24 protein-coding genes and 1 tRNA gene are annotated in these 20135 nt (G+C 62.5%); 4 read left to right on the forward strand and 21 right to left on the reverse strand.

Annotation, left to right across the window (positions count from 1 at the left end; all coding sequences use genetic code 11):
* Nucleotides 1-17: 17 nt before the first annotated feature.
* The 3 genes from argJ to LPA35_RS21100 form a co-directional block, all read right to left on the reverse strand.
* Nucleotides 18-1247, reverse strand: a complete 1230-nt coding sequence (argJ, locus tag LPA35_RS21090) for a bifunctional glutamate N-acetyltransferase/amino-acid acetyltransferase ArgJ (protein ID WP_228898762.1) — start codon at nucleotides 1245-1247, stop codon at nucleotides 18-20.
* A gap of 95 nt (nucleotides 1248-1342) precedes the next feature.
* A complete protein-coding gene (gene secA, locus LPA35_RS21095) occupies nucleotides 1343-4096 on the reverse strand; it encodes a preprotein translocase subunit SecA (protein ID WP_228898765.1) in 2754 nt (917 codons plus the stop codon).
* 137 nt (nucleotides 4097-4233) lie between these two features.
* Entirely contained in the window at nucleotides 4234-5217 is a 984-nt protein-coding gene (locus LPA35_RS21100; protein ID WP_228898777.1) for a M23 family metallopeptidase, read from the reverse strand.
* A 31-nt stretch (nucleotides 5218-5248) separates the two neighbouring features.
* On the opposite strand from LPA35_RS21100, the gene LPA35_RS21105 reads away from it, so the two are divergent.
* Nucleotides 5249-5548, forward strand: a complete 300-nt coding sequence (locus tag LPA35_RS21105) for a hypothetical protein (protein ID WP_055399197.1) — start codon at nucleotides 5249-5251, stop codon at nucleotides 5546-5548.
* Between the two features lie 46 nt (nucleotides 5549-5594).
* On the opposite strand, the gene LPA35_RS21110 is transcribed toward LPA35_RS21105, so the two are convergent.
* The 6 genes from LPA35_RS21110 to petA form a co-directional block, all read right to left on the reverse strand.
* Nucleotides 5595-5670, reverse strand: a tRNA-Thr gene (locus tag LPA35_RS21110).
* 51 nt (nucleotides 5671-5721) lie between these two features.
* Nucleotides 5722-6273 (reverse strand): ClpXP protease specificity-enhancing factor, encoded by a 552-nt coding sequence (locus LPA35_RS21115; RefSeq protein ID WP_055399369.1) that lies wholly within the window; start codon nucleotides 6271-6273, stop codon nucleotides 5722-5724.
* A 48-nt stretch (nucleotides 6274-6321) separates the two neighbouring features.
* Complete coding sequence (locus LPA35_RS21120; protein WP_007854512.1) at nucleotides 6322-6933, reverse strand: glutathione S-transferase N-terminal domain-containing protein; 612 nt, start codon at nucleotides 6931-6933, stop codon at nucleotides 6322-6324.
* A gap of 109 nt (nucleotides 6934-7042) precedes the next feature.
* Nucleotides 7043-7801: a cytochrome c1 gene (locus tag LPA35_RS21125; RefSeq protein ID WP_055399199.1), complete on the reverse strand. Its 759-nt coding sequence runs from the start codon at nucleotides 7799-7801 to the stop codon at nucleotides 7043-7045.
* Nucleotides 7802-7820: 19 nt separating this feature from the next.
* The gene (locus LPA35_RS21130; RefSeq protein ID WP_121422443.1) at nucleotides 7821-9233 is read right to left on the reverse strand and encodes a cytochrome bc complex cytochrome b subunit; all 1413 of its coding nucleotides are present in this window, start codon (nucleotides 9231-9233) and stop codon (nucleotides 7821-7823) included.
* A gap of 11 nt (nucleotides 9234-9244) precedes the next feature.
* Nucleotides 9245-9841 (reverse strand): ubiquinol-cytochrome c reductase iron-sulfur subunit, encoded by a 597-nt coding sequence (gene petA / locus LPA35_RS21135; protein WP_055399203.1) that lies wholly within the window; start codon nucleotides 9839-9841, stop codon nucleotides 9245-9247.
* 145 nt (nucleotides 9842-9986) lie between these two features.
* On the opposite strand from petA, the gene mscL reads away from it, so the two are divergent.
* Complete coding sequence (mscL, locus tag LPA35_RS21140; RefSeq protein WP_055399204.1) at nucleotides 9987-10418, forward strand: large conductance mechanosensitive channel protein MscL; 432 nt, start codon at nucleotides 9987-9989, stop codon at nucleotides 10416-10418.
* Between the two features lie 182 nt (nucleotides 10419-10600).
* On the opposite strand, the gene pdxA is transcribed toward mscL, so the two are convergent.
* Complete coding sequence (gene pdxA, locus LPA35_RS21145; RefSeq protein ID WP_228898780.1) at nucleotides 10601-11629, reverse strand: 4-hydroxythreonine-4-phosphate dehydrogenase PdxA; 1029 nt, start codon at nucleotides 11627-11629, stop codon at nucleotides 10601-10603.
* Between the two features lie 95 nt (nucleotides 11630-11724).
* Nucleotides 11725-12486, reverse strand: coding sequence for a Nif3-like dinuclear metal center hexameric protein (locus LPA35_RS21150; RefSeq protein WP_228898781.1), 762 nt, complete (start codon nucleotides 12484-12486; stop codon nucleotides 11725-11727).
* Nucleotides 12487-12608: 122 nt separating this feature from the next.
* On the opposite strand from LPA35_RS21150, the gene LPA35_RS21155 reads away from it, so the two are divergent.
* On the forward strand, nucleotides 12609-13760 hold the full coding sequence (locus LPA35_RS21155; RefSeq protein ID WP_055399373.1) for a S1C family serine protease: 1152 nt from the start codon (nucleotides 12609-12611) through the stop codon (nucleotides 13758-13760).
* A gap of 224 nt (nucleotides 13761-13984) precedes the next feature.
* Here LPA35_RS21155 and tatC read toward each other — a convergent pair whose 3' ends face one another.
* From tatC to hisI, 8 genes are all read right to left on the reverse strand, one after another.
* A complete protein-coding gene (tatC, locus tag LPA35_RS21160; protein ID WP_121422440.1) occupies nucleotides 13985-14779 on the reverse strand; it encodes a twin-arginine translocase subunit TatC in 795 nt (264 codons plus the stop codon).
* Between the two features lie 62 nt (nucleotides 14780-14841).
* Nucleotides 14842-15303 carry a Sec-independent protein translocase protein TatB gene (tatB, locus tag LPA35_RS21165; RefSeq protein WP_055399209.1) on the reverse strand — a complete coding sequence of 154 codons (462 nt, stop codon included), beginning with the start codon at nucleotides 15301-15303 and terminating at the stop codon, nucleotides 14842-14844.
* Nucleotides 15304-15346: 43 nt separating this feature from the next.
* Nucleotides 15347-15589: a Sec-independent protein translocase subunit TatA gene (tatA, locus tag LPA35_RS21170; RefSeq protein ID WP_055399211.1), complete on the reverse strand. Its 243-nt coding sequence runs from the start codon at nucleotides 15587-15589 to the stop codon at nucleotides 15347-15349.
* Nucleotides 15590-15695: 106 nt separating this feature from the next.
* Nucleotides 15696-16052: a histidine triad nucleotide-binding protein gene (locus tag LPA35_RS21175; RefSeq protein WP_055399213.1), complete on the reverse strand. Its 357-nt coding sequence runs from the start codon at nucleotides 16050-16052 to the stop codon at nucleotides 15696-15698.
* Nucleotides 16053-16216: 164 nt separating this feature from the next.
* Nucleotides 16217-17281 (reverse strand): patatin-like phospholipase family protein, encoded by a 1065-nt coding sequence (locus LPA35_RS21180; RefSeq protein WP_228898783.1) that lies wholly within the window; start codon nucleotides 17279-17281, stop codon nucleotides 16217-16219.
* Entirely contained in the window at nucleotides 17274-17660 is a 387-nt protein-coding gene (locus LPA35_RS21185) for a hypothetical protein (RefSeq protein WP_121422438.1), read from the reverse strand. Before LPA35_RS21185 ends, LPA35_RS21180 begins: the two co-directional genes overlap by 8 nt.
* Nucleotides 17657-18031, reverse strand: coding sequence for a phosphoribosyl-ATP diphosphatase (locus LPA35_RS21190; RefSeq protein ID WP_055399375.1), 375 nt, complete (start codon nucleotides 18029-18031; stop codon nucleotides 17657-17659). Before LPA35_RS21190 ends, LPA35_RS21185 begins: the two co-directional genes overlap by 4 nt.
* A 20-nt stretch (nucleotides 18032-18051) precedes the next feature.
* A complete protein-coding gene (gene hisI, locus LPA35_RS21195) occupies nucleotides 18052-18450 on the reverse strand; it encodes a phosphoribosyl-AMP cyclohydrolase (protein WP_176889144.1) in 399 nt (132 codons plus the stop codon).
* Here hisI and LPA35_RS21200 point away from each other — a divergent pair.
* A complete protein-coding gene (locus LPA35_RS21200) occupies nucleotides 18440-18682 on the forward strand; it encodes a hypothetical protein (RefSeq protein ID WP_228898915.1) in 243 nt (80 codons plus the stop codon). The two genes, hisI and LPA35_RS21200, sit on opposite strands and share 11 nt — an antisense overlap.
* Before the next feature lie 8 nt (nucleotides 18683-18690).
* Here the strand turns inward: LPA35_RS21200 and LPA35_RS21205 are convergent, their stop codons facing one another.
* Nucleotides 18691-19266 carry a hypothetical protein gene (locus tag LPA35_RS21205; protein ID WP_228898785.1) on the reverse strand — a complete coding sequence of 192 codons (576 nt, stop codon included), beginning with the start codon at nucleotides 19264-19266 and terminating at the stop codon, nucleotides 18691-18693.
* Nucleotides 19263-20063 (reverse strand): imidazole glycerol phosphate synthase subunit HisF, encoded by an 801-nt coding sequence (hisF, locus tag LPA35_RS21210; protein ID WP_055399223.1) that lies wholly within the window; start codon nucleotides 20061-20063, stop codon nucleotides 19263-19265. Before hisF ends, LPA35_RS21205 begins: the two co-directional genes overlap by 4 nt.
* Nucleotides 20064-20135 lie beyond the last annotated feature (72 nt).

The following is a 20135-nucleotide window of genomic DNA, read 5'->3' on the forward strand; positions in this document are numbered from 1 at the left end:
CAAAATAGGAGCATTCTTTACGAACGATAGTCCGCATTGATGGTGACGTATTCGTGGCTGAAATCGCAGGTCCACACCGTGTCGGAGGCCTCGCCCCGGCCCAGCAGCACGCGCACTGTGATCTCGCTTTGCTTCATCACGCGCTGGCCGTCTTCCTCGCGGTAGGCGGGGTTGCGTCCGCCCTGAATGGCTACGTGTACGTCGTCCAGGTAGAGATCGATACCGGTCTGGTCGAGGTCGTCAATGCCCGCGTAGCCCACGGCCGCGAGGATGCGGCCCAGGTTTGGGTCGCTGGCATAGAACGCGGTTTTGACCAAGGGCGAATGGGCGATGGCGTAGGCCACCTTGCGGCACTCTTCGCCGGTCTTGCCACCTTCTACCTGCACGGTGATGAACTTGGTAGCGCCTTCGCCGTCGCGCACAATGGCCTGGGCGAGCTTTTGCGATACCGCCAGCATGGCGGCCTTGAGGGCTTGGCCCTCGGCGCTTGCCAGAGAAGTGATGGGCGCATGCGCGGCCTTGTTGGTCGCCACCACCACAAACGAATCGTTGGTGGAGGTGTCGCCATCGATGGTGACGCGGTTGAACGAGCCATCGGCCAGTTCGCGAGCCAGCTGCTGCATGACCACAGGGGCCACGCAAGCGTCCGTGGCCATGAAGCCGAGCATGGTGGCCATGTTGGGCCGGATCATGCCCGCGCCCTTGCTGATGCCGGTGATGGACACGGTGGCACCACCAATCTGCACTTGGGCAGAAAAGGCCTTGGGCAAGGTGTCCGTGGTCATGATGCCTTCTGCAGCGCGCGCCCAGTGGCCCGGCTGCGCGTCGGCAATGGCGGCGGGCAGGCCTGCCTCGATGCGGTCATTGGGCAGCGGCTCCATGATCACACCGGTGGAAAACGGCAATATCTGCTCGGGCGCTACGCTGAGCTGGCGCGCGAGGGCAACGCAGGTGGCGCGCGCACGCGCCAGGCCATCAGCGCCCGTGCCAGCGTTGGCATTGCCGGTGTTGATCAGCATGGCGCGGATGGGCTGCCCGCTGGCAAGGTGGTCGCGGCTGATCTGCACCGGCGCCGCACAAAAACGGTTCTGCGTGAACACGCCCGCCACGCTGGCGCCCGCATCCAGCAGGAACACGGTGAGATCCTTGCGGTTGGCTTTGCGCACACCGGCTTCGGCAACGCCAATGCGCACTCCAGCAATCGGGTGCAGATCAGCGGCAACGGGGGCAACGAGATTGACGGGCATGGGGGTCCTTCTGAAAAACTGCGGCCGATTATCCGGAAAACCGTGGCACGCCAATGAAAACACGGGCCGAAGCCCGTGTTGTGTGGATCAGGAAATCAGGCGAGCTTGCCGTGGCACTGCTTGTACTTCTTGCCGCTGCCACAAGGGCAAGGATCGTTGCGGCCCACACGCATGCCCTCCGGCAGCGCCAAGTCCTGCGCCTGCACATCCACCGTGGTTTCGACCTCGCCCGTTTCGGTCGGCGCGGTATAGGTCACGTTGGCAATGCTTTCGCCACGGTTTTCCATCTCTTGCGCCGCCTGGTCCAGCTGCTCCTGCGATTGCACCTGCACGGTCATGAGAATCTTGGTGACTTCGTTCTTGACCTGGTCGATCAGCTGGCGGAACAGCTCGAAGGCCTCGCGCTTGTATTCCTGCTTGGGTTGCTTCTGCGCATAGCCACGCAGGTGAATGCCCTGGCGCAGATAGTCCAGTGCGGAGAGGTGGTCGCGCCAGTTGGAGTCGAAGCTCTGCAGCAGCACCATGCGCTCGAACTGCGTGAAGTTCTCGCGCCCAACCTGCGCCACCTTGGCGTCAAACGAGGCATGGGCAGCGGCCAGCACCTTCTCCAGGATTTCATCGTCGGTGATGGCGCTGGCGCCCTGCACCACCTGCTGCAAGGCAATCGACACCTGCCATTCTTCAGCCAGCACCTTTTCCAGCGCGGCGAGGTCCCACTGCTCTTCCACCGATTCGGCGGGCACATACTGGCGCACCAGATCGGTCATGCAGTCTTCGCGCATGGCAGCGATCACGTCCGACAGGTCGGCAGCATCCAGAATGTCGTTGCGCTGCTGATAGATCACCTTGCGCTGGTCGTTGGATACATCGTCGTATTCCAGCAGCTGTTTGCGGATGTCGAAGTTGCGGGCTTCCACCTTGCGCTGGGCCGACTCGATGCTGCGCGTCACGATGCCGGCTTCGATGGCTTCGCCATCGGGCATCTTCAGGCGGTCCATGATGGCCTTGACGCGGTCGCCCGCGAAGATGCGCATCAGGGAATCGTCCAGGCTCAGGTAGAAACGCGACGAGCCCGGGTCGCCCTGACGGCCCGAGCGGCCGCGCAGCTGGTTGTCGATGCGGCGGGACTCATGGCGCTCGGTCGCAATGATGCGCAAGCCACCCAGTTCCTTGACCTTCTCGTGATCGATCTTCCACTGCTCGCGCAACGCCGCCACCTTGGCAGCGCGCTCTGTTTCAGACAGGGACTCGTCGGCCTCGATGGCCGCCACATCCTTTTCAATGTTGCCGCCCAACACGATGTCGGTCCCGCGACCTGCCATGTTGGTCGCGATGGTGATCATGCCCGCACGGCCTGCCTGGGCCACGATGTCCGCTTCCCGTGCATGCTGCTTGGCGTTCAGCACCTGGTGCGGCAGGCCTTCCTTGTTCAGGAGCTGGTCGATGATTTCAGAGTTCTCGATCGACGTGGTGCCCACCAGAACGGGCTGGCCGCGCTCGTGGCATTCACGGATGTCCTTGATGGCGGCTTCGTACTTCTCGCGCGTGGTCTTGTAAACGCGGTCCAGCTGGTCGTCGCGGCGGCTGGGGCGGTTCGGCGGGATGACCACGGTTTCCAGGCCGTAGATTTCCTGGAACTCGTAAGCCTCGGTATCGGCCGTGCCGGTCATGCCGGCGAGCTTGTTGTACAGGCGGAAATAGTTCTGGAAAGTGATCGAGGCCAGCGTCTGGTTCTCGGCCTGGATGTTCACGCCTTCCTTGGCTTCCACGGCCTGGTGCAGGCCTTCGCTCCAGCGGCGACCCGACATCAGGCGGCCGGTGAACTCGTCCACGATCACGATCTCACCGTTTTGCACCACATAGTGCTGGTCGCGGTGATACAGGTGGTTGGCACGCAGCGCGGCATACAGGTGGTGCATCAGCGTGATGTTGGCCGGGTCGTACACCGAGGCCCCCTCGGCAATCAGGCCCTGGCTGGCCAGGATGCGCTCAGCGCTCTCGTGGCCCTGTTCTGTCAGGAACACCTGGTGCGTCTTCTCGTCCAGCGTGAAGTCGCCAGGCTTGGTCACGCCTTCACCCGTGCGCGGGTCGGCTTCGCCTTCCTGGCGCACCAGCAGGGGCACCACCTTGTTCATGGCGATGTACATCGCCGTATGGTCTTCGGCCTGGCCGCTGATGATCAGCGGTGTGCGGGCTTCGTCGATCAGGATCGAGTCCACCTCATCGACGATGGCGAAGTTCAGGCCTTGCTGCACGCGGTCCTGCGCTTCGTAGACCATGTTGTCGCGCAGGTAGTCAAAGCCGTATTCGTTGTTGGTACCGTAAGTGATGTCAGCGCGGTAGGCTTCCTGCTTTTGCTCGCGCGGCATGTTGGGCAGGTTGATGCCCACCGTGAGGCCCAGGAAGTTGTACAGCCGCCCCATCCACTGCGCATCGCGGTTCGCGAGGTAGTCGTTCACGGTCACCACGTGCACACCCTTGCCCGACAGGGCATTGAGGTACACGGGCAAGGTAGCGGTGAGGGTCTTGCCCTCGCCCGTCCGCATTTCGGAGATCTTGCCAAAGTGCAGTGCCATGCCTCCCAGCAGCTGCACATCAAAGTGCCGCATCTTCATGATGCGCTTGGAGCCCTCGCGCACCACGGCAAAGGCTTCGGGCAGGATGTCATCCAGCGATTCGCCCTTGGCCACGCGCTCCTTGAACTCCTGCGTCTTGGCCTTGAGCTGCTCGTCCGACAGTTTCTCGTAGTCGGGCTCCATCGCGTTGATGCGGGTCACCGTCTTGCGGTACTGCTTGAGGAGCCGGTCGTTGCGGCTGCCGAATAGTTTGGTGAGGAAGTTGGTGGCCATGCGAACAGGACCGCCTGCCCCGCTGCAAGCAGCGCGTCAAGCGACCGAAATCCCTAAGATGAATTGAGTTCAGGTGGGTCCATCACCAGGGATTGCAAGCACTGCAATCCCGGGCCGTGAACACCGGACCCGCGATTTTACCTGCCCGCTGCAGGTGTGGCCGGCTGGCCGGGCGATGCGTGCGGCTGGATCGCCGCAACCTGCGCGCCCGCAGCCGTGCCACCAGCGCTGAGAAACTTCTGTGGGTCCTGGAAAACCCCTTGCACCAGCACCTCAAAGTGAAGGTGGGGACCGGTGGAACGCCCTGTGGTTCCCACTTCGGCAATCTTCTGGCCACGGCGCACGATGTCGCCCTGCTTGACCAAGGTGCGCGATGCATGGGCGTAGCGCGTGACCAGCTGGTTGCCGTGGTCCACCTCGATCATGTTGCCGTAAGCCGGATGGTATTCCTGCGTAACGACTACCCCCCCCGCAGCTGCCAGGATCGGTGTTCCGGTATCTGCCTGAAAATCCAGGCCCGTGTGCAAGGCCGACTGGCCGGTGATTGGGTCTACGCGCCAGCCAAACGCCGAGCCCGGCACCCGACCGGTGACAGGTGCATGGGTAGGAATCATCTTCTTGCGGATGTGCTGGTCAAAAAGGCGCGATTCGAGCACGGTCATCAAATCCACACGCTGGTTGGTCAGGCGCTCCAGCTCGTCAAGGGTGGATTGCAGTTCCTCCATGGAGAGATTGCGTGCACTGACCAACACCCCTCCACGCCCATCGGACTTCTGGACATCGGCCGGCGCCATGCCTGCAAGGCCCAGCACGCGGTCGCCCAAGGATTCCAGCTGCACCATGCGGGCCTGCATCTCGCCAACGCGGCGGGCCATGGCATCCAGATTGGCACGCATAAAACGGTCCCGCTCTGCAAACTCGTCCTTGACGACCAGCCGTACCAATGACCCCACAATCGGCCAGCCTTCACGCGCGCCCTTGAGAAACACCCAGTGGTACAGCGTCGCAGCCACCAGCATGAGGCACAGCGACAGCAATAGCCCTGCCAGGATCAGGCGGGTGCCCGACAAATGAATGGCCCGGCTGCGCGCCAGCCTGGCGTCCGTGATAATCAGATGCACTACGAATTCTCCACGCCCGAAGACGCACACCATGAACCGCCGCCACTACGCCGTCACCCTGCAGCAAGCCAGCGAGGACTCTCCCACGCTGGCCAAGCTCACAGCGCTGACACGCGACTCCAGTGATCGGCTCAAGGCCATTGAAATGCTGATTCCTGCGGCGCTGCGCCCAGCGATCCAGGCCGGCCCCATTGATGGAGACTCCTGGTGCCTGCTGGTCAAAAGCAATGCCGCCGCGGCAAAAATACGCCAACTGCTGCCTGCTTTGCAGGCGCATTTGCGCAGCCGGGGGTGGGAGGTTAACGCGATTCGCCTGAAAGTTCAAACCTGACGGTCAACGCCAGGATCAGGGAATGCGGTGAGGAACAGGAGAAAACTGGTGCCGGTTGTCGGAATCGAACTGACGACCTACCGCTTACAAGGCGGGTGCTCTACCAACTGAGCTAAACCGGCGAAGGCTGCATTTTATCGTGGAAAAAGCAGCCTCAAAAAAACAAGGGGCGGTTATTTCACCCGCTTGAGCGATGGCCGAGCACCACCCGCAGCCGGAGGTGGTCGCGGTGCGTCACCCCCTTCGTCGCCATCTTTCCTGCCGTCATCCGCAGACACCAACTGCACCACGCGGTCCTCGGAAGTTTGCGCTCCACTTGCAGCAGTAGCATCTTCGGAAGACACCGCTTCTGCCAGCATGGGCGCGATGGCCCCGGCAGCAGCCGCACCACCAGCCAGCACATCCACCGGGGGCGGAAACGCCATACCCTGCCCGTTTTCACGGGCATAGATGGCGATCACCCGCCCCACCGGCACGAGGATCTCACGCGGCTTGCCGCCAAACCGGGCCTTGAACTCGATGAAATCGTTGCCCAGTTGCAAGGCGCTCGTCGCATCAAAACTGATGTTCAGGACGATCTCACCATCCTTCACGTATTCACGAGGCACCTGCACCGAGTCATCGACACGCACCGCCACATACGGCGTCAGCCCGTTGTCGGTGCACCACTCGTACAAGGCACGAATGAGGTACGGGCGTGTGGACGTGGATTCCTGTGCGGTCATGAAGGTGAAAGGCAACTGCTGTGAATAGGGAACGGGGCAGGCCGCAAGTTACTTGCGCATGACCTTCTCGGATGGGGTCAACGCCTCGATGTACGCAGGGCGCGAGAAGATGCGTTCTGCATACTTGAGCAGCGGAGCTGCATTCTTGCTGAGGTCGATGCCATAGTAGTCGAGGCGCCACAGCAGCGGGGCAATGGCCACGTCGAGCATGGAGAAGTTGTCGCCCAGCATGTACTTGTTCTTGAGGAACACAGGAGCCAGCTGCGTCAGGCGGTCACGGATGTGCGCACGCGCCTTTTCCAGCGCCTTTTCGTTGCCCTTGGTCGCGCGCGACTCCAGGATGTTCACGTGCACGAACAGCTCCTTCTCGAAGTTGAGCAGGAACAGGCGCACACGGGCGCGGTCCACGGGGTCGCCGGGCATCAGCTGGGGATGGGGGAAGCGCTCGTCGATGTACTCGTTGATGATGTTCGACTCGTACAGGATCAGATCGCGCTCGACCAGAATGGGAACCTGGCCGTAGGGGTTCATCACGCTGATGTCTTCGGGCTTGTTGTACAGGTCCACATCGCGGATTTCAAAGTCCATGCCCTTTTCGAACAGGACAAAACGGCAGCGGTGGGAGAAGGGACAGGTCGTACCCGAGTAAAGCACCATCATGGTGGGAGGCTCCTAAAAATCAAAAGAGTGGGACGCCAAAAGCGCCCACTCTGCAAAAAAACCAAGGCACCCCGAAGGGTGCTTTCAATGGATATGACTGCTGCGCGCGTTACTTCACATCTTTCCAGAAGGCTGCGTTGAGCCTCCAGGCAATCACCGTGAACACACCCAGGAAAATCAGCACCCAGACACCCACGCGCTTGCGGGTGTTTTGCGCGGGTTCTGCCATCCATTGCATGTAGTTCACCAGGTCACCCACGGTCTGGTCGTACTGCAGTGGGGTCATCAGACCAGGCCTGACCTGCTCCCAACCCTTGAAAACCTGGGTCTTGTGGCCATGGCTTTCGTGCTCTTCAAACACTGGGCGGCGATCACCCTGCAGCTCCCACAACACGTGGGGCATGCCCACGTTGGGGAACACGAGATTGTTCCAGCCGGTCGGCTTGGTTTCGTCGCGGTAGTAAGTACGCAGGTAGGTGTACAGGTAATCCGCACCCGAACCACCGGCGCCAGCACGCGAACGGGCGATCACGGTCAGATCGGGGGGATTGGCACCAAACCAGGCCTTGGCCTGCTTGGGATCAATCGCCGCCTTCATGGTTTCGCCGACCTTGTCCGTAGTGAACAGCAGGTTGTCCTTGACCTGCTGATCGGTCAAACCGATGTCTTTCAGGCGATTGAACCGCATGAACGCTGCAGAGTGGCAATTCAGGCAATAGTTGACGAAAACCTTGGCGCCATTTTGCAGCGAGGCCAGATCGTTCGTCTTGACGGGGGCCTTGTCCAGCGGAATGCCACCGCCCGCAGCCAGTGCAGAGCCAGCAGCCAGACCCAGGGCGGCCACCAGCGTGAGGATGATTTTCTTCATTGTTGTTATCTCCTGGGGCTCAGTGCGCCACAAAGGTCACGCGGTCGGGCACGGCCTTGGCCTCGCCAATACGACTCCACCAGGGCATCAGCAGGAAGAACCCAAAGTAGAACAGCGTACCCACCTGCGACACACGCTCGCCAATGGGCGAAGGGGGTTGCACACCCAGGTAGCCCAGGATCAGGAAGATGATCACGAACACGCCATACAGGTACTTGTGCCAGTCGGGACGGTAGCGGATCGACTTCACCGGGCTGTGGTCCAGCCAGGGCAGGAAGAACAGGATGATCACGGCACCACCCATCACCACCACACCCCAGAACTTGGCGTCGATCGACAGCATCAGCACCACCGCCACGACGGCGGCACCGGCGATGCCGGCCTTGATGAAACTTGGCAACTTGGCCTTGAACACACCAAAGGCAGCACCCGCAAGCACACACAGCACCAGAACGTACATCATCTCGGTCGTGATGGCACGCAGCATCGAGTAGAACGGTGTGAAGTACCAGACCGGCGCGATGTGCAACGGCGTCACCAGCGGATCGGCCGGGATGAAGTTGTTGTACTCCAGGAAGTAGCCACCAAACTCAGGCGCAAAGAACACCACGGCCGTGAACGCCATCAGGAACATGCTCAGCGCGAAGATGTCGTGCACCGTGTAGTAGGGATGGAAAGGCACACCATCGAGCGGCTTGCCATTGGCATCCTTGGGCGCCTTGGGGCCCTTGATTTCCACGCCATCGGGGTTGTTGGAACCCACGTCGTGCAACGCCAGCAAGTGGGCCACCACCAAGCCGAGCAGCACCAGCGGGACAGCGATCACATGGAAGCTGAAGAAGCGGTTCAGCGTCGCATCGCCCACCACAAAGTCGCCACGGATCAGCAGCGCCAGGTCAGGGCCGATGAAGGGAATGGCAGCGAACAGGTTCACGATCACCTGGGCGCCCCAGTACGACATCTGGCCCCAGGGCAGCAGGTAGCCCATGAAGGCCTCGGCCATCAGGCACAGGAAGATGGCGCAGCCGAAGATCCAGACCAGTTCGCGCGGCTTGCGGTAGCTGCCGTAGATAAGGCCACGGAACATGTGCAGGTACACCACCACAAAGAACGCTGAGGCGCCTGTGGAGTGCATGTAGCGGATCAGCCAGCCCCAGGGCACATCGCGCATGATGTACTCGACCGAAGCAAACGCCAGGCTGGCGTCGGGCTTGTAGTGCATGACCAGGAAGATGCCGGTCACGATCTGGATCACCAGCACAACGAGGGCCAGTGAGCCGAAGATGTACCAGAAGTTGAAGTTCTTCGGAGCGTAGTACTCCGACATGTGCACCTTGTAGGCGTCAAAAGCGGTCGGGAAGCGGTTCTCGAACCAGTTCGTGACCTTGGCGCCTGCCGAGGCGTTGGGGGAGATTTCCTTGAATTCAGCCATGTCGATTTACCTCAGGCCTTCTTGTCTTCGCCGATCAACAGCAGCGTGTCGGACAGGTACATGTGCGGCGGCACTTCCAGGTTGTCAGGCGCCGGCTTGTTTTTGAAGACCCGGCCAGCCACGTCGAACGTAGAGCCGTGGCAGGCGCACAGGAAGCCACCGTGCCAGTCGTCTGGCAGCGAGGGCTGTGGGCCGGTCTGGAACTTGTCTCCGGGCGAGCAACCCAGGTGGGTGCAGATGCCCACGCCCACAAACACTTCCGGCTTGATCGAACGGTGCTGGTTCTTGGCGTACTCGGGGGTGGGGTACGTCTTGCGATCCGACTTGGGATCGGCCAGCTGCGATTCCGTCTGAGCGAGAGACTCCAGCTGCTGGGGAGTGCGCTTCAGGATCCACACGGGCTTGCCACGCCATTCAACGGTCAGCTTTTCGCCGGGCTGAAGGGCGGAGATGTCCACCTCTACAGCGGCACCGGCCGCTCTGGCTTTTTCCGAAGGCTGAAAACTACTGACGAAAGGCACTGCAACTGCCACTCCGCCAGCGGCACCGGCACATCCGGACGCAATCAGCCACGTCCTTTTACTGGTGTCGACTGGTGTGTCACTCATGGGGATCCTCGGTAAACATCGCTATTGTTGGGTCAACCGCGAATTGTAGCGGAGTGAAAATGGTTATTTCAAAGTGGGTGACTGTCTTGACAGGGCACCGCGCCGGGCAATACTCCGGCATCACCATTCAAACAAGGAGCACACCATGGGGATGATGCAGGAGTTCAGGGAGTTTGCGGTCAAGGGCAATGTGATCGACCTTGCCGTCGGCGTGATCATTGGAGGGGCGTTCGGCAAGATCGTGGATTCGGTCGTGTCCGACCTGATCATGCCGGTGGTGGGACTGGTGTTCGGCAAACTCGACTTTTCCAACCTCTTCGTGGTGCTGGGGTCCGTGCCACCGGGCACGGCCATGACGCTCGATGCCCTCAAGAAGGCGGGCGTGCCGGTGTTTGCCTATGGCAACTTCCTGACCGTGGCCGTCAACTTCATCATTCTGGCGTTCATCATCTTCATGATGATCAAGCAGATCAATCGCCTCAAGCGCGAAGCCCCTGCGCCAGCCCCCGAAGCCCCAGCCGCGCCCGCCGAAGACATCGTCCTGTTGCGCGAGATCAGAGATAGCTTGAAAAAATAACGCCCCTTTGAGTCGCTACGCGCCTTCCCCCTGAAGGGGGACGCCGCCAGCGGGGCGGAGTGGCCCATGCGCGGTGGCTGCTGGCTCGGGGCGCGCCAGTTTGAAGCCCCATCCCTCAACAATCCGCTATCGAATCGATAGTTTTTTGTTTTTGCGCTTAGCCACAGCGCCATGGGACTGTTTCATCCACAAAGGGTCCGCGCCATGCGCACGGCCTCGATGAGGCTTGCAGCATCGGCAATACCTTGCCCCGCTATGTCAAACGCGGTGCCGTGGTCGGGGCTGGTACGCACCAGGGGCAAGCCCAGGGTCACGTTCACCCCCTTGTCCACCCCGAGGTACTTCACCGGGATAAGCCCCTGGTCGTGGTACATGGCAATGACCACGTCGAACTCTCCAGCGCGATGGGGCGTACTGCGCGCGCGCATGAACACCGTGTCAGGAGCGAAGGGGCCCTGCACATCCAGCCCCTGCGCGCGCGCAGCGGCGATGGCCGGCGCAATTACCTCGGCTTCCTCGCTACCGAACAGCCCGCCCTCGCCCGCGTGGGGATTGAGCCCCGCCACCGCGATGCGCGGCGCCCGCCCCAGGCTGCGCACCAGGGCAGCGTGCGTGATTTGCAACGTCTGCAGGACGTTGTCCGTGGTGACCGCCGCAATGGCATCGCGCAGCGACATGTGGATGCTGACCAGCACCGTGCGCAGCTCGTCGCTGGCGAGCATCATGCGCACGGGCATTTGCGCCAGCGATACCCCCTGGTGCGCGGCGGCCTCGGCCTGCAGCAGCTCAGTGTGGCCCGGAAATGCCACGCCCGCTGCCGCCAAGGCCTCCTTGTGCAAGGGCGCCGTGACCAGCCCCGCCACCTCGCCCCGCAGCGCCGCGCGGACGGCCCAGACCACGCTGTCTGCGGCGGCACGGCCAGCGGCGGCGCTAACCTGCCCCCAGGGCTGCGGGCCAGGAATGCCTGGCAACTGCAACACCGGAACACAGCGGGGCGGCACGTCCAGCACGTCGGCGGGCTCAGCAATCTGTGCCACGGGTACCATGGGCACGCCGGGCCGCACGATGGCCTGGGCCGCACGCCGCAAGGTGGCGACATCGCCCACCACAAAACAGCCGTGCATATCGGCCGAAGCATCGCGAAAGGCCTTGGCCACGATTTCGGGGCCGATGCCGGCAGGATCACCCTGGGTAATGGCGAGAGGCTTCATGGAAGTTTGATTTCAGATAAAAAGTGACCCTAACGCTTTATTGATAAGCGCAAATAGCTATTATTTTTATAGCTAAAAACCCAGGCTACCAGCGATCAGGCAGGATTGTCGATCTCGATGAATTGGTGGCCCAGACCCCACCGCCCTGCAACCTGCGCCGCCACCGCAGGCGCCCCATAACGCTCGGTCGCGTGGTGCCCTGCGGCGATAAAACCCACCCCCATCTCGCGGGCCAGATGTGCCTGGGGCTCGGAAATCTCGCCGGTGATGAACACGTCGGCCCCAGCCGCAATCGCCGCCTCGAAATAGCCCTGCGCGCCTCCTGTGCACCAGGCCACGCGGCAGACTGGCCGCTGCGCAGCAGCGCCTTCCGGCGGCACCCAGGTGACGGGACGGCCCAGGGCCTGCGCGACATGGTCGGCCAGGGCCTGCCCATCGGCAAACGCGGCAGGCCCGGCAAAGCCCAGATCGTTCTCGCCAAACCGCGCGTCGGCCACGAGCCCCAGCACCCGGCCTAGCTGGGCGTTGTTGCCCAGTTCCGGGTGGGCATCCAGCGGCAGGTGGTAGGCAAACAGGTTGATGTCATGCGCGAGCAGCAACTGCAAACGCTGCTTCATCCAGCCCGTCACCCGGCCGTCTTGCCCGCGCCAGAACAGGCCATGGTGCACGAAGATGGCATCCGCTTGGGCAGCAATGGCCGCGTCGATCAGGGCGCGGCTGGCCGTCACGCCGCTGACGATGCGGCTGATCTCGGCCTTGCCCTCCACCTGCAAGCCGTTGGGGCCATAGTCCTTGAAGCGCTCGGGTTGCAGCAGGCTGTCAAACGCCTGCAAAAGTTCGGTGCGGGAAATGCTCATGCAGCTATTGTCGCGCGTGGCCCACGCCCACACATGGGGGACAATGCTTTTCTCCGGGAGGCAGCCGTGGCATGCACACCGCCCGCCGCCCCTTCTCCAGCCCATCACCTGTACAGAATTTCATGAAACGCATCTGGCTGTTGTTCTCGCAGGCCGTCACGGTGTTCGTTGCGGCCTACTTCGTTGTCGCCACCCTGCAGCCGAGCTGGCTGGGCCGGGGCGCCACCACACGCTCCGGCGCGGGCATTGCGCTGCTCGAAGCACCCCCTGCCCCGGCCAATGCGCAACCTGCGGCGGGCAGCTTCAGCGCTGCGGCGCGCCAGGCGGCGCCGGCGGTGGTCAGCATCAACACCAGCAAAGCCGTGCGCCATCCGCGCAGCAACGACCCCTGGTTCCAGTTCTTCTTTGGCGACCAGGGTGCCCAGGCGCAGGCCGGGCTGGGCAGCGGGGTGATCGTGAGCCCCGACGGCTACATCCTGACCAACAACCACGTGGTGGAGGGCGCCGACGAGATCGAAGTGACACTGACCGACAGCCGCCGCGCCCGCGCCCGCGTGATCGGCACCGACCCCGACACCGACCTGGCCATCCTCAAGATCGAACTCGACAAGCTTCCCGTCATCGTGCTGGGCAACTCGGACGTACTCGCCGTGGGCGACCAGGTGCTGGCCATCGGAAACCCGTTTGGCGTGGGGCAGACGGTGACCAGCGGCATCGTGAGCGCGCTGGGCCGCACACAGCTCGGGATCAACACCTTCGAGAACTTCATCCAGACCGATGCGGCCATCAACCCTGGCAACTCGGGCGGCGCTCTCGTGGACGTGAATGGCAACCTCATGGGCATCAACACGGCCATCTACTCGCGCTCGGGCGGCAGCATGGGCATCGGCTTTGCAATCCCTGTGTCTACGGCCCGCATGGTGCTGGATGGCATCGTGCAGGACGGCCAGGTCACACGCGGCTGGATTGGCGTGGAGCCCAACGAACTCTCACCCGAACTGGCAGAAACCTTCGGCGTGAAAGCCACCGAGGGCGTGATCATCACCGGCGTGCTGCAGGACGGCCCCGCCGCCCAGGCGGGCATGCGGCCCGGCGATGTGATCGTGCGGGTTGAAGGTAGGAAGGTGAGCAATGTGTCCGAGTTGCTGACCGCCGTGGCGGGGCTCAAGCCCGGCACTGCGGCACCATTCAACGTGCAGCGTGGCGACAAGATGGTGGAACTGAGCATCAACCCCGGCGTGCGCCCCAAGCCTCAGCGCAATGTGAGGCGGTAAGCCCCCTCTGAGCCGCTGCGCTTTTTCCCCAAAGGGAGACGCCTCCAGCGGCCTCGCAAAGCCGGTTCCGCGGTGGCACTGGTATTGGGCACGCGCCAGTTTTTAGGGGCTGCGCGCAGAACACTGCGACATGGCCGCTGATGTAACCCGTCAGCTATTAAAAATATAGCTTGGAGCGCTTATCCAACAAGCGCTAGAGCCAATTTTCACGAGAAACTCAACCTTCAGGCGTTGGAGGCGGGCTCGCTACCCTCTTCCGGGGCTTTGGTGTGCTTGATGAAGATCTGCGCCGCCCAGATGCCCACCTCGTACAGCAGACACATGGGGATCGCCAGCGACAGCTGCGACACCACATCGGGCGGCGTGACGATGGCAGCGATCACAAAGGCGATCACGATGAAATAGCCACGAAACTCCCGCAGCTTCTGCACGCTCACGATGCCCATGCGGGCCAGCACCACCACGGCAATCGGCACCTCGAAGGACAAGCCAAACGCCAGGAACATCGACAGCACAAAGCTCAGGTAGGCCTCGATGTCTGGCGCGGCGGTGATGCTCTTGGGCGCAAAGCTCTGGATAAACGCAAACACCTGGCCAAACACCAGGTAGTAGCAAAACGCCACCCCGATGAAGAACAGCAGCGTGCTGGAGATCACGAGCGGCAGCACCAGCTTCTTTTCGTGCGAATACAGGCCAGGCGCCACAAAGGCCCACACCTGCCACAGCACAAACGGCAGTGCCAGCAAAAAGGCCGACATCAACAAGATCTTGAGCGGCACCATGAACGGCGAGATCACCGACGTGGCGATCAGCGTGGCGCCCTTGGGAAGGTGGGCCACCAGCGGCGCCGCCAGAAAGTCATACAGCGCGCCGGGGCCAGGGAAGAAGAACAAAATCGCCGCCGCAATCGCGATGGCAATGATGGCCTTGACCATCCGGTCGCGCAGCTCCATCAGGTGCTGCACAAACGGCTGCTCGGTACCGGCCAGCTCGTCTTCTTTGGAAGGGGTTTCGGACATGTTGGGTTTTCGTGGGCGTCAGGGCCGCCCATGCAGCGCGCGGTGCGCTGGTGGCTGCTGCATCAATGGAATTTACGGGGACGGAAACGCGCCACACGGGCCGCGCCGGACTGTGCCTTGGTGCGCACACCGCTTCGGGCCTTGTACCACTGGGGCACCGCACCCCGCTTGAGGCGCCAGTTCTTGCCGGGGTGTTTGTAAGCCGGCACGACGGCGGTCTGGTCCTGCAACGCCGAGCTGGCGGTGTCGGTAGCCTCGGCCCAGTCCTTTTCGAACTCGCTGGCGCTGGTCTGGATGGAGTTGTGCACATCGCGTGCGGCGTTCTCCACCGTGTCCTTCATTTTCTTGAGCTCGTCGAGCTCCATGGACCGGTTGACCTCGGCCTTCACATCGGACACGTAACGCTGGGCCTTGCCCAGCAGGGTGCCCACCGTGCGGGCCACACGGGGGAGCTTCTCGGGCCCGATGACTATAAGAGCCACCGCGCCGATCAGCGCCATCTTGGACAGGCCAATATCAATCATGGATCAAGCGCAAAGCGTGCGGGTGCCAGCGGGAACAGCCCGCTCAGCTCTTTTGCTTGGCTTCGACATCGATGGTGGTCTTGTCGGTCGCAGGGTTGTTGGCAACCTGGCCCGCGGGTGGGGTGGTGGTGGCAGCCGCGTCGGCCGAACCGTCTTTCATGCCGTCCTTGAAGCCCTTGACGGCGCCCCCGAGATCGGAGCCCATGTTCTTGAGCTTCTTGGTGCCGAACACCATGACGACGATCAGCAGCACGATCAGCCAGTGCCAGATGGAAAAAGAGCCCATGGAATATCTCCTAACGAATTGCAATCATTTTAGACGGGGGGCGTGACAGGAGTTCACCGCCCAAGCAGAACTGCGGGAATCTCCCTGCACGACCCGTCAGCCTGGTTCAGCCTTTGAGCCACGGACGGGGACCGCCCATCACATGGATATGGAGGTGGTGGATTTCCTGCCCACCTTCAAGCCCCGTGTTTACCACGACGCGAAAGCCACCCTCCGGGTACGGGTTGCAGCCCTGCTCCATTGCCAGCTTCGGCGCCAGCGCCATCATGCGCCCCAGCACACCCGCGTGTTCCTCGGTGACCTGCGCCATCGAAGGGATATGCAGCTTGGGCACCATCAGAAAGTGCACCGGCGCCCAGGGGTGGATGTCGTGGAAGGCGAAAATTTCTTCGTCTTCATAGACCTTTTTCGAAGGAATCTGGCCTGCGATGATTTTGCAGAAGAGGCAGTTCGGATCGTGCATGAGGAAAATGTCAGTACAAAATTAACAGGTCACCAGGCGCTGCTCGCCATCCAAAGCGGTCGCAACCGGCGCGCGCGAAGCCAGTGCCACCGTGGAACTGGCTTTGCCAGGCCACGGGTGGCGTCCCCCAAGGGGGAAGGCGCCGTAGGCGGCACAGGGGGGCTTCATGTATTTTCAGCGATATTGATGGTGGGCCGCACACCCACATCCTTGCGGTGCGCGTGCAGCCATTCCTGCCCGGCCGTGCGGCCGAGGGCGAAAAGCTTGCGCACAAAGGCCATGTCCGCACGGGCCTTGCTGTCTGCGCCAAAGGGCGCCAGCACGGCGCCGCCGTCGATGCGGTGCATGCGCACGCTTTTGTAGCGGCGCGCATCCAGCTTGCCCTCGGCCAGCAGACGGCGCACGAACTCGATGGCGCGCAACTCGGCCAGCAGGCTGGCATTGAAGGTGACTTCGTTCATGCGCTCCATGATTTCCTGGCCTGAGTGGGGCAGATCCAGATGTTCGATGGGGTTGATCTGCACGAGCAGGATGTCGGAGGTCTCGGTCTGATAGATCAGCGGGTGCAACGCAGGGTTGCCCGAATAGCCGCCGTCCCAGTAATGCTCACCGTCGATTTCCACGGCCTTGAACAGCGCTGGCAAGCAGGCCGACGCCATCACGGCATCCGCGCTCAGCCGGGGGCCAGAGAAGATTTCGCCGCGCCCGGTGCGCACGTTGGTGGCGCACACAAACACCTTGGGCCCGCCCGCCGCAGCGCTGGCGCGGCGCACAGTGCACAGCAGGTCAAAGTCCACCTCGCGCTCCAGCAGGCGGCGCAGCGGGTTGATGTCGAGCGGATTGGTCTGGTAGGGCGAGAGCCACTGGCGCATCAGCCCCATCATGGGGTTGGCGGCCGACAGGGGCGAGCCCCACATCAGGCTGCCCAGCGTGCCCACGCCCTCCCACAGCCGGGCAAGCGTTTCACGCGCCTGGACGCAACCAGCCAGGTGCGCTTCGTGGGGGTCTTTGTGCTCCTGTGCGGCTTTGGCAAAGCCGTGCGCCATGGCCACGGCATTCATCGCGCCAGCACTGGTGCCGCTCACGCCATCAAACTGCCACTGGCCATCCTCCAGCAAGGCATCCAGCACACCCCAGGTGAGCGCACCGTGGGAGCCCCCACCCTGCAGGGCCAGGTTCAGCCGTGGCAGGGATGACAGGTGCGACAGGGACGCCGTCGGTTCAGGCATCCACCGCCTGGTTCTTGCTCATGGCCAGCATGCCGCGCACGATGCGGTACAGGAACCACAGCGAGATCAGCCCCCAGGCAATCCAGCCCGGCGCAATCAGCAGCAGCCACAGGGGCGCGGTCACCACATACAGAACACCAGCCCAGATCGTCGAGCGGATGCGCCAGGAGAAATGATTGGCCTGCCAGGTGCCCTCGGCATCGCTGCGCTTGACCAAGTCAATCACCAGCGCAATGACCAGCAACAGCGCACTGGCCTGCGCGCCTGGCAGCACAGCCCCCACGGCCACGATGAGGTGCAGCACATAGCTGACCCAGCCGATGTTCTTCAGGCCCTGGGCCTTTTGCTCATTGCTTTGCACGTCGATGATGTCGTTCATGGGGCCCCTTCTTCGGCAGTGCGCGCAACCACCTTGCGCAAGGCTTTTTCCTCGATGCCGCTGGTGCCCTCGCGGCGCTCCAGCTCGGTCAGTACATCGGCAGGCGTGAGGCCATAGTGGGCCAGGGCCACCATGGAGTGGAACCAGAGGTCGGCCACTTCGTAAACCAGCTTGGACTTGTCGGCGCCGTGGTCCACATCCTTGGCCGCCATGACGACTTCGGTGGCCTCCTCGCCGATCTTCTTCAAGAACGCATCCGGCCCCTTGTGCAGCAGGCGCGAGACATAGCTCTTGTCGGGATCGCCGCCGTTGGCAGGCTTGCGGCTTTCAATCACATCGGCAAGGCGTGCGAGGGAATCGTTGGAACTCATGGTCTTGTCGTCCATTGCCATTACTTGTAGATGGATTCAGGGTCTTTCAAGACCGGATCGACCGCGTGCCAGGCTCCGTCCTTGAGCACGCTGAAAAAGCAACTGTGGCGGCCTGTGTGGCAGGCGATACCAGGCTCGTGGCCGAGCTGGGTGACCTTGAGCAGCACCACATCGTTGTCGCAGTCCAGGCGGATCTCGTGCACGGTCTGCACGTGGCCGGACTCTTCGCCCTTGAACCACAGCTTCTTGCGCGAGCGGCTGAAGTACACGGCGCGGCCGAGTTCTGCCGTCTTGGCAAGGGCCTCGCGGTTCATCCAGGCAAACATCAGCACGTCGCCCGTGCCCTGCTCCTGCGCAATCACGGGCACCAGGCCCTGCGCGTCCCATTTCACTTCGTTGAGCCAGTTCATGGGCGGGATTGTCGGTGATTTGAATGACCAGCCCGCCTGCCGGGCGAGCGGTTTTGAGGTCATTTTTGCCTCTAGCGCTTATCCATCAAGCGCTAGCAGCTATCAAAATGAGAGTTCAATGAAAAAACAGATGCATCGTCGGGCAGCTTGCAGCCAATTGCAGCACTGCGCAGCGCGTAAATCTGACTACAAAAACAATAGCTATCAGCGCTTTCACACTCAGCGCCAGAACCACTTTTGATCGAAGATTTACTTTGCCACGGTCAAAAACACCCACTTGCGATCCCAGTTCTTGCGGCCCAGGTACTTGATGGCAAACGCATAGCGCCCCGGGGGCAGAAAATCCTGCGTGAGGGTTTCCTGCTGCGTCATCACGGGCTGGCCATTCACGCGCACGCTTTGCTGTGCTACCAGCTCCGATTCGCTCTCCAGATCTTGGCCGTCGAGGGCATAGATGGTGACATCGGGCTCTTCCTTCTCATCGCCCACCAGCGGCAAACCCAGCGTGTTGGCGCGGGTTTCCACGTCCAGCGCGAGCGTGCCCAACACGGGTTCGCGCACGATCCAGTGCACGTCACGCACATTGCTGTTCAGCGTCTGGAGCAGGGCCTGGAGCTTCTCGAATTCGGCCTTGTCGGCAATCACCTCCACCGGCTTGCCGCCGATGGTCGCGTCAAAGCAGCGGCCAATGCGGTGCACACAGGGCAGGCGCTCGGAAAAACTCGCATACGACGGGGGCGGCACCTGCTGCGCCGCAGCGGGCAGTGCCGTGGCCGCCAAGGCCACCACCAGCGCCCAACGCGCGCCCGCGAATGGCGTCGTCACAGACGCACCGGAATGCCGCGCTCGGCCATGCGGGCCTTGGCCTGGCCCACGGTGTATTCGCCGTAATGGAAGATGCTGGCGGCCAGCACCGCGTCGGCACCACCGGTCTGGATGCCGTCGGCCAGGTGGTCCAGGTTACCCACCCCGCCCGAGGCGATCACGGGCACGCTCACCGCATCGCTCACTGCGCGGGTCAGCTCCAGGTCAAAGCCTGCCTTGGTGCCGTCGCGGTCCATGCTGGTCAGCAGGATTTCGCCCGCACCGCGCCGCGCCATCTCAGTGGCCCAGGCAATGGCGTCCAGGCCGGTGTTCTTGCGCCCCCCGTGGCTGTACACGTCCCAGCCCGCACCCACGGGCTGACCGTTGGCGCCCAGGCGCTGCGCATCCTCGGCCGAGCGGCGCTTGGCGTCGATGGCCACCACGATGCATTGAGCACCGTACTTGGCAGACACGGCGTTGATGACGTCAGGGTTGGCAATCGCGGCCGAGTTGAAACTGGTCTTGTCGGCACCCGCATTGAGCAGCCTGCGCACGTCTTCCACAGTGCGCACGCCGCCACCCACGGTGAGTGGAATGAACACCTGGCTGGCCACGGCCTCGATGATGTGCAGGATGAGGTCACGGCCATCGCTGGTGGCGGTGATATCGAGGAAGGTGAGCTCGTCAGCGCCCTGCGCGTTGTAGCGCGCGGCAATTTCGACCGGGTCGCCTGCGTCGCGCAGCTCGACGAAATTGACGCCCTTGACCACACGGCCTCCGGTGACGTCAAGACAGGGAATGATTCGTTTTGCGAGCATGTCAGTGAGCGATTCGTTGATTAGGCGCTACCGAGGCCAGCAGACGCCGTGGAACTGACTTCGCCAGGCCAC

It is taken from the genome of Acidovorax sp. Leaf73 (genome assembly GCF_916855635.1).
Lineage (GTDB): Bacteria > Pseudomonadota > Gammaproteobacteria > Burkholderiales > Burkholderiaceae_C > Acidovorax > Acidovorax facilis.

Excerpts from the sequence above, each read along its gene's own strand:
- LPA35_RS21185 (WP_121422438.1), bottom strand. The coding sequence starts at position 17,660 with ATGAACGACATCATCGACGTGCAAAGCAATGAGCAAAAGGCCCAGGGC.
- LPA35_RS21115 (WP_055399369.1), bottom strand. The coding sequence starts at position 6,273 with ATGACCGCACAGGAATCCACGTCCACACGCCCGTACCTCATTCGTGCC.
- mscL (WP_055399204.1), top strand. The coding sequence starts at position 9,987 with ATGGGGATGATGCAGGAGTTCAGGGAGTTTGCGGTCAAGGGCAATGTG.
- LPA35_RS21150 (WP_228898781.1), bottom strand. The coding sequence starts at position 12,486 with ATGAGCATTTCCCGCACCGAACTTTTGCAGGCGTTTGACAGCCTGCTG.
- LPA35_RS21180 (WP_228898783.1), bottom strand. The coding sequence starts at position 17,281 with ATGCCTGAACCGACGGCGTCCCTGTCGCACCTGTCATCCCTGCCACGG.
- tatB (WP_055399209.1), bottom strand. The coding sequence starts at position 15,303 with ATGATTGATATTGGCCTGTCCAAGATGGCGCTGATCGGCGCGGTGGCT.
- LPA35_RS21105 (WP_055399197.1), top strand. The coding sequence starts at position 5,249 with ATGAACCGCCGCCACTACGCCGTCACCCTGCAGCAAGCCAGCGAGGAC.
- hisF (WP_055399223.1), bottom strand. The coding sequence starts at position 20,063 with ATGCTCGCAAAACGAATCATTCCCTGTCTTGACGTCACCGGAGGCCGT.
- LPA35_RS21155 (WP_055399373.1), top strand. The coding sequence starts at position 12,609 with ATGAAACGCATCTGGCTGTTGTTCTCGCAGGCCGTCACGGTGTTCGTT.
- petA (WP_055399203.1), bottom strand. The coding sequence starts at position 9,841 with ATGAGTGACACACCAGTCGACACCAGTAAAAGGACGTGGCTGATTGCG.
- LPA35_RS21200 (WP_228898915.1), top strand. The coding sequence starts at position 18,440 with ATGGGCGGGATTGTCGGTGATTTGAATGACCAGCCCGCCTGCCGGGCG.
- LPA35_RS21120 (WP_007854512.1), bottom strand. The coding sequence starts at position 6,933 with ATGATGGTGCTTTACTCGGGTACGACCTGTCCCTTCTCCCACCGCTGC.
- pdxA (WP_228898780.1), bottom strand. The coding sequence starts at position 11,629 with ATGAAGCCTCTCGCCATTACCCAGGGTGATCCTGCCGGCATCGGCCCC.
- LPA35_RS21190 (WP_055399375.1), bottom strand. The coding sequence starts at position 18,031 with ATGAGTTCCAACGATTCCCTCGCACGCCTTGCCGATGTGATTGAAAGC.
- secA (WP_228898765.1), bottom strand. The coding sequence starts at position 4,096 with ATGGCCACCAACTTCCTCACCAAACTATTCGGCAGCCGCAACGACCGG.
- LPA35_RS21175 (WP_055399213.1), bottom strand. The coding sequence starts at position 16,052 with ATGCACGATCCGAACTGCCTCTTCTGCAAAATCATCGCAGGCCAGATT.
- argJ (WP_228898762.1), bottom strand. The coding sequence starts at position 1,247 with ATGCCCGTCAATCTCGTTGCCCCCGTTGCCGCTGATCTGCACCCGATT.
- LPA35_RS21125 (WP_055399199.1), bottom strand. The coding sequence starts at position 7,801 with ATGAAGAAAATCATCCTCACGCTGGTGGCCGCCCTGGGTCTGGCTGCT.
- tatC (WP_121422440.1), bottom strand. The coding sequence starts at position 14,779 with ATGTCCGAAACCCCTTCCAAAGAAGACGAGCTGGCCGGTACCGAGCAG.
- LPA35_RS21130 (WP_121422443.1), bottom strand. The coding sequence starts at position 9,233 with ATGGCTGAATTCAAGGAAATCTCCCCCAACGCCTCGGCAGGCGCCAAG.
- tatA (WP_055399211.1), bottom strand. The coding sequence starts at position 15,589 with ATGGGCTCTTTTTCCATCTGGCACTGGCTGATCGTGCTGCTGATCGTC.